Origin of the sequence: Kitasatospora sp. NPDC087271 (assembly GCF_044744605.1) — a bacterium.
In the GTDB taxonomy this organism is placed as follows: Bacteria; Actinomycetota; Actinomycetes; order Streptomycetales; family Streptomycetaceae; genus Kitasatospora.
Window position 1 is genome coordinate 1 of record NZ_JBIUYQ010000055.1, and the last position, 4,085, is coordinate 4,085.

Annotated in this window: 4 protein-coding genes, 1 rRNA gene and 1 pseudogene; 3 read left to right on the forward strand and 3 right to left on the reverse strand. The window is 72.0% G+C overall.

Annotated elements, in window-relative coordinates; translation table 11 throughout:
• A pseudogene (locus ACIO9K_RS37830) lies at window positions 1-113 on the reverse strand (electron transfer flavoprotein subunit beta); the annotation flags it as partial.
• Between the two features lie 265 nt (window positions 114-378).
• The gene (locus tag ACIO9K_RS37835; RefSeq protein ID WP_363588758.1) at window positions 379-780 is read right to left on the reverse strand and encodes a thioredoxin family protein; all 402 of its coding nucleotides are present in this window, start codon (window positions 778-780) and stop codon (window positions 379-381) included.
• A gap of 214 nt (window positions 781-994) precedes the next feature.
• On the opposite strand from ACIO9K_RS37835, the gene ACIO9K_RS37840 reads away from it, so the two are divergent.
• From ACIO9K_RS37840 to ACIO9K_RS37850, 3 genes are all read left to right on the forward strand, one after another.
• Window positions 995-1,420 (forward strand): DUF4395 domain-containing protein, encoded by a 426-nt coding sequence (locus ACIO9K_RS37840; RefSeq protein ID WP_363626378.1) that lies wholly within the window; start codon window positions 995-997, stop codon window positions 1,418-1,420.
• 266 nt (window positions 1,421-1,686) lie between these two features.
• Window positions 1,687-2,457: a lysophospholipid acyltransferase family protein gene (locus ACIO9K_RS37845; RefSeq protein ID WP_350887852.1), complete on the forward strand. Its 771-nt coding sequence runs from the start codon at window positions 1,687-1,689 to the stop codon at window positions 2,455-2,457.
• Between the two features lie 219 nt (window positions 2,458-2,676).
• Window positions 2,677-3,951, forward strand: coding sequence for a TolB family protein (locus ACIO9K_RS37850; RefSeq protein ID WP_400336453.1), 1,275 nt, complete (start codon window positions 2,677-2,679; stop codon window positions 3,949-3,951).
• Between the two features lie 58 nt (window positions 3,952-4,009).
• On the opposite strand, the gene rrf is transcribed toward ACIO9K_RS37850, so the two are convergent.
• Window positions 4,010-4,085, reverse strand: a 5S ribosomal RNA gene (rrf, locus tag ACIO9K_RS37855); the annotation flags it as partial.

Below are 4,085 nucleotides of genomic sequence, written 5' to 3' on the forward strand. Positions count from 1 at the left end.
TCCGACAGGAGGCCGTCCACACCCTCCCGGTCGGTGGTGTGGTCGTCCGCGAACCGACGGTCACCCGTCGCGTCCGGCACGTACTTCACACAGACAACGATCCTCAAGCTCACGGCCTGTCTCCTGTACTGGTCTCGTCCGGCGGCTGCGGCTGTGCAAGCGGGGCGCGAACACGGTGCGCGCCCGCTCCGGGCAGCGGGTTCCCGTGCCGGTCCGGAACTTCCTGGCAGCATACTCGGCAGTAGTCCAGTGGTCACTACTGGCCAGTAGCTTAGGCCGGGCGGCTGCACTTCCGTCTGCGCCCATCCTGCCCCAGGGCAGCCCCGACACCACCTGATCGGACTACATATCCACCGCAGGATCGCCGGGGCCCCCGGCTCACACCGCCTCGCCGAGCGCCGCGATCACATCCACCTTGCGCGGCAGTCCGGCCGCCCGGCGCACCACCCGGCCGCCCCCGTCCAGCACCAGGACGGTCGGCGTCCGCAGGATCTCCAACCGCCGAGCCAGCTCCAGCCGCTCCTCGGCGTCCACCTCGACGTGCGCCACCCCGTCGACCATGCCGGCCACCTCCGCGAGCACCCGGCGGGTGGCCCGGCACGGCTGACAGAACGCCGTCGAGAACTGAACCAGCGTCGCCCGCTCGCCGAGCGCCCCGCCCAGCTCCGCCTCCGACAGCCGTACCGCCCCGCCGTTGGTGCGCACCCTCAGCCTCCCGTCGTGCCGTGCCCGTAGCAGCCCGAAGGTGGTCGCCGGCGCCGACACGACGACGCACACCACCAACCGGCCGTCCCCAGTCTGCGGCAGCGGCCCCGGGCCTCGAAAGGGAGGTCGACCACCGGGCCGGGCGCGCGTACGATCGCCGGGTGGAATCCGACCGCACCGCACCGCCGTTGCTGACCTCCCGCCGCGTCGTCGACCTGGGCCGGGCCACCACCACCCGCTGTCGCTGACGCGCCCCGCCGCCGCCCGTCGCGACCCTCCCGGAGCCCTCGTGCAGATCGACCCCCGCGGTCCCCGCTTCGCCGCCGCGCTCACCTCGGTCGTGCTGGCCGCCGCCCTCATCACCGGCAGCGACGTGCTGCTGGCCGTCCAGGCCCTCGTCTTCGCACTCGGCGCGTTCGGCGGCCTGAGGCTCTCCCCCTACGGCTGGCTCTACCAGGCCTTCCTCCTCCCCCGGCTGGCCCCGCCCTCCGAGACCGAGGACGAGCGGCCACCCCGCTTCGCGCAGGGAGTCGGCCTGGTGTTCGCCGCCGTCGGCGCCCTCGGCTTCCTCACCGGGGTGGCCTGGCTCGGCCTACTGGCCACGGCCGTCGCCCTGGCCGCGGCCTTCCTCAACGCCGCGTTCGGCTACTGCCTCGGCCGTGAGGTCTACCCCTTCGTCCGCCGCGCCCAGGGGCGCCTCGGCGCCGGAGCCTAGCCACCCCTTGGGCCCCTGGGCCTCCGGGACGGACCGGGCCTCCAGGTCGCCGGGGAGGGAAAAGTTCCCACCCGAACTCATCACGGAGATCACACCGCGAATATCCGCTTGACCGCACGGCTCAGGTGACAGCAGGCACTCGTTCGGGGGATCATCTCCGTGAATCACCCGTGACCGCCGCGGCGTGCCGCGCTCCGGTCGGCCCCCGCTCAGCGACGCGGGTACCCGCCGTACCGGGCTCCGGCCCGTGGAAGTCAGGACTGACCGTGGCAGAGTTCGTGTACCCGCCGGTGATCGGCGCCGCACTCACCGCCTTCCGTGCGCTCGACGTGCGGATCAAGATCGTAGGCGCCGAGAACATCCCCGCCAGGGGCGGAGCCGTACTGGTCAGCAATCACATCAGCTACCTGGACTTCCTCTTCGCCGGCCTCGGCGCCTACCGCGGCGGCAAGCGCAAGACCCGCTTCATGGCCAAGGACGACGTCTTCAAGCACCGGGTCTCCGGCCCGCTGATGCGCGGCATGAAGCACATCCCGGTCGACCGCACCGACGGGCAGCCCGCGTACGAGGCCGCCGTGCGCGCCCTCAAGGCCGGCGAGGTCGTCGGGGTGTTCCCCGAGGCGACCATCAGCCGCTCGTTCATGCTGAAGAAGTTCAAGACCGGCGCCGCCCGGATGGCCGCCGACTCCGGCACCCCGCTGCTGCCCGTCATCCTCTGGGGCACCCAGCAGCTCTGGACCAAGGGCCGCCCGAAGACCCTGACCAAGCGCCACGTCCCCGTCACCATCATGATCGGCGAACCGATTCACCTCGGCCCGAACGACAAGCCCGTCATGGTCACCAGACGGCTGCGCGCGGCCATGAGCGAGATGCTCGACCAGGCCCAGCGCGAGTACCCCGGCAAGCCCTCCGGCCCGGACGACACCTGGTGGCTGCCCACCCACCTCGACGGCACCGCGCCCACCCTGGAGGTCGCCGAGGCCGAGGACGAGGCGGAGGCCCTCGCCAAGGCCGAGCGCCGCGCCGCCCGGGGCTGACCAGCCTCGCCCCGGTTCCACCCCGCGCCGCCACCCCGCGCCGCCCTCCCCGAGACCTTCTACTCCGTGTGACCGACCGAGCGCCAGGCGTCGCGTGTCGCCCGGTCGCTGACGCTCCCCGTCTGACACAGTGACAGCCCCTTTGAGGGGCCTTCGTCCTGCATCGGAGACGGAGCGAACGCCGGAGAGGTCGGAAAGGTCGGAGCGGATATGACACGGATGACCCGCACACGGCAGTCCCCCAGGTCCACACCCGAGGCCCGCACCCGCGCCAGCGCCGGTGCGGGCCTTCTGCTGCTGAGCGCCCTGCTCACCGGGTGCGGCGCCGAACCCGGTGAGATCCCCCTGTCCGAGATCCAGGCGGACGCCCCCTCCACCGCAGCCGAGTCGACGACCGCCGCCGCGAGCCCCGGTGCCGCGAGCCCCGGCGTGGTCGGCGCCGCCGCCGGAACGCCTGCGGCCACCGCACACAACGGTCTGATCGTCGGCGGGGTCTTCCTCAACACCGCCCGCACCACCAGCGCCATCGTCACCCTCGCACCCGACGGCACCGGTTGGCACCAGGTCACCCAGCCGCCCGACCGCACCCGCGACGACCGCCCCGACTGGTCCCCGGACGGCAGCACGATCGCCTTCGACCGGACCGACTCACGAAGCGGCGCCGCCCGCCTCTGGACGGTCTCCACCAACGGCGACGGCGCCCACCAGATCGACCAGCTCTGCGAGACCGGCACCGCCGACTGCACCAACGAGGACGAACGCGCCCCCGCCTACTCGCCCGACGGCAAGCAACTCGCCTTCAGCCGCTCCTGGGGCGCCCTCGACCCGGCCGACAGGAACCAGATCCAGTACTCGGACCTCTACCTGATGAGCCCCGACGGCACCGACGTCCAGCGGCTCACCTTCCTCACCAACGACAAGCCGTACTCCGGGCAGGTCAGCAACCCCAGTTGGTCCCCCGACGGCAAGCAGCTCACCTTCGAGTACCGCACCGGTGCCACCGGTCAGCCCGCCAACAGTCGCGCCATCTACGTCGTCGCCGCGGACGGCACCGGGCTGCGGCAGCTCACCCCCTGGGAACTGCGCGCCGGAGACCGCGCCAACTGGTCCCCCGACGGCACCCAGATCCTCTTCACCACCTACCCGGCCGGCCGCACCGACGCCCCCGGCGGCGGCATCTACACCGTCCACCCCGACGGCACCGCCATCGGCGCGCTGACCCCCGCCCCGTCCAACGTCTTCTACGGCACCGCGTCCTACGCGCCCGACGGCAAGTCCATCGTGTTCGCCGAGGCCCCCGCCGGCTCCGAGGCCGACCTCTACACCATGCGGCCGGACGGGACGGGCATCGCCCGGCTCACCAACGACAGGGACGCCTGGCTGACCCGGCCGGCGTGGGGAACGGCGGCGGTACCACCTCAACCCGATGGCCGGGCATCAGCCCAGGCACAATCGCGGCCGTGGGAAGAGGACGAGGAACTCCAGGACGAGTGAATCACAACGCAGAGAACCCCCATCCGGTTTCCCGGATGAGGGTTCTCTGTGAATGATTGTTCGGCGGCGTCCTACTCTCCCACAGGGTCCCCCCTGCAGTACCATCGGCGCTGTAAGGCTTAGCTTCCGGGTTC

What these genes read in the sequence shown, in the direction of transcription:
- ACIO9K_RS37850 (WP_400336453.1), top strand. Translation starts at nt 2,677, where the DNA reads ATGACCCGCACACGGCAGTCCCCCAGGTCCACACCCGAGGCCCGCACC.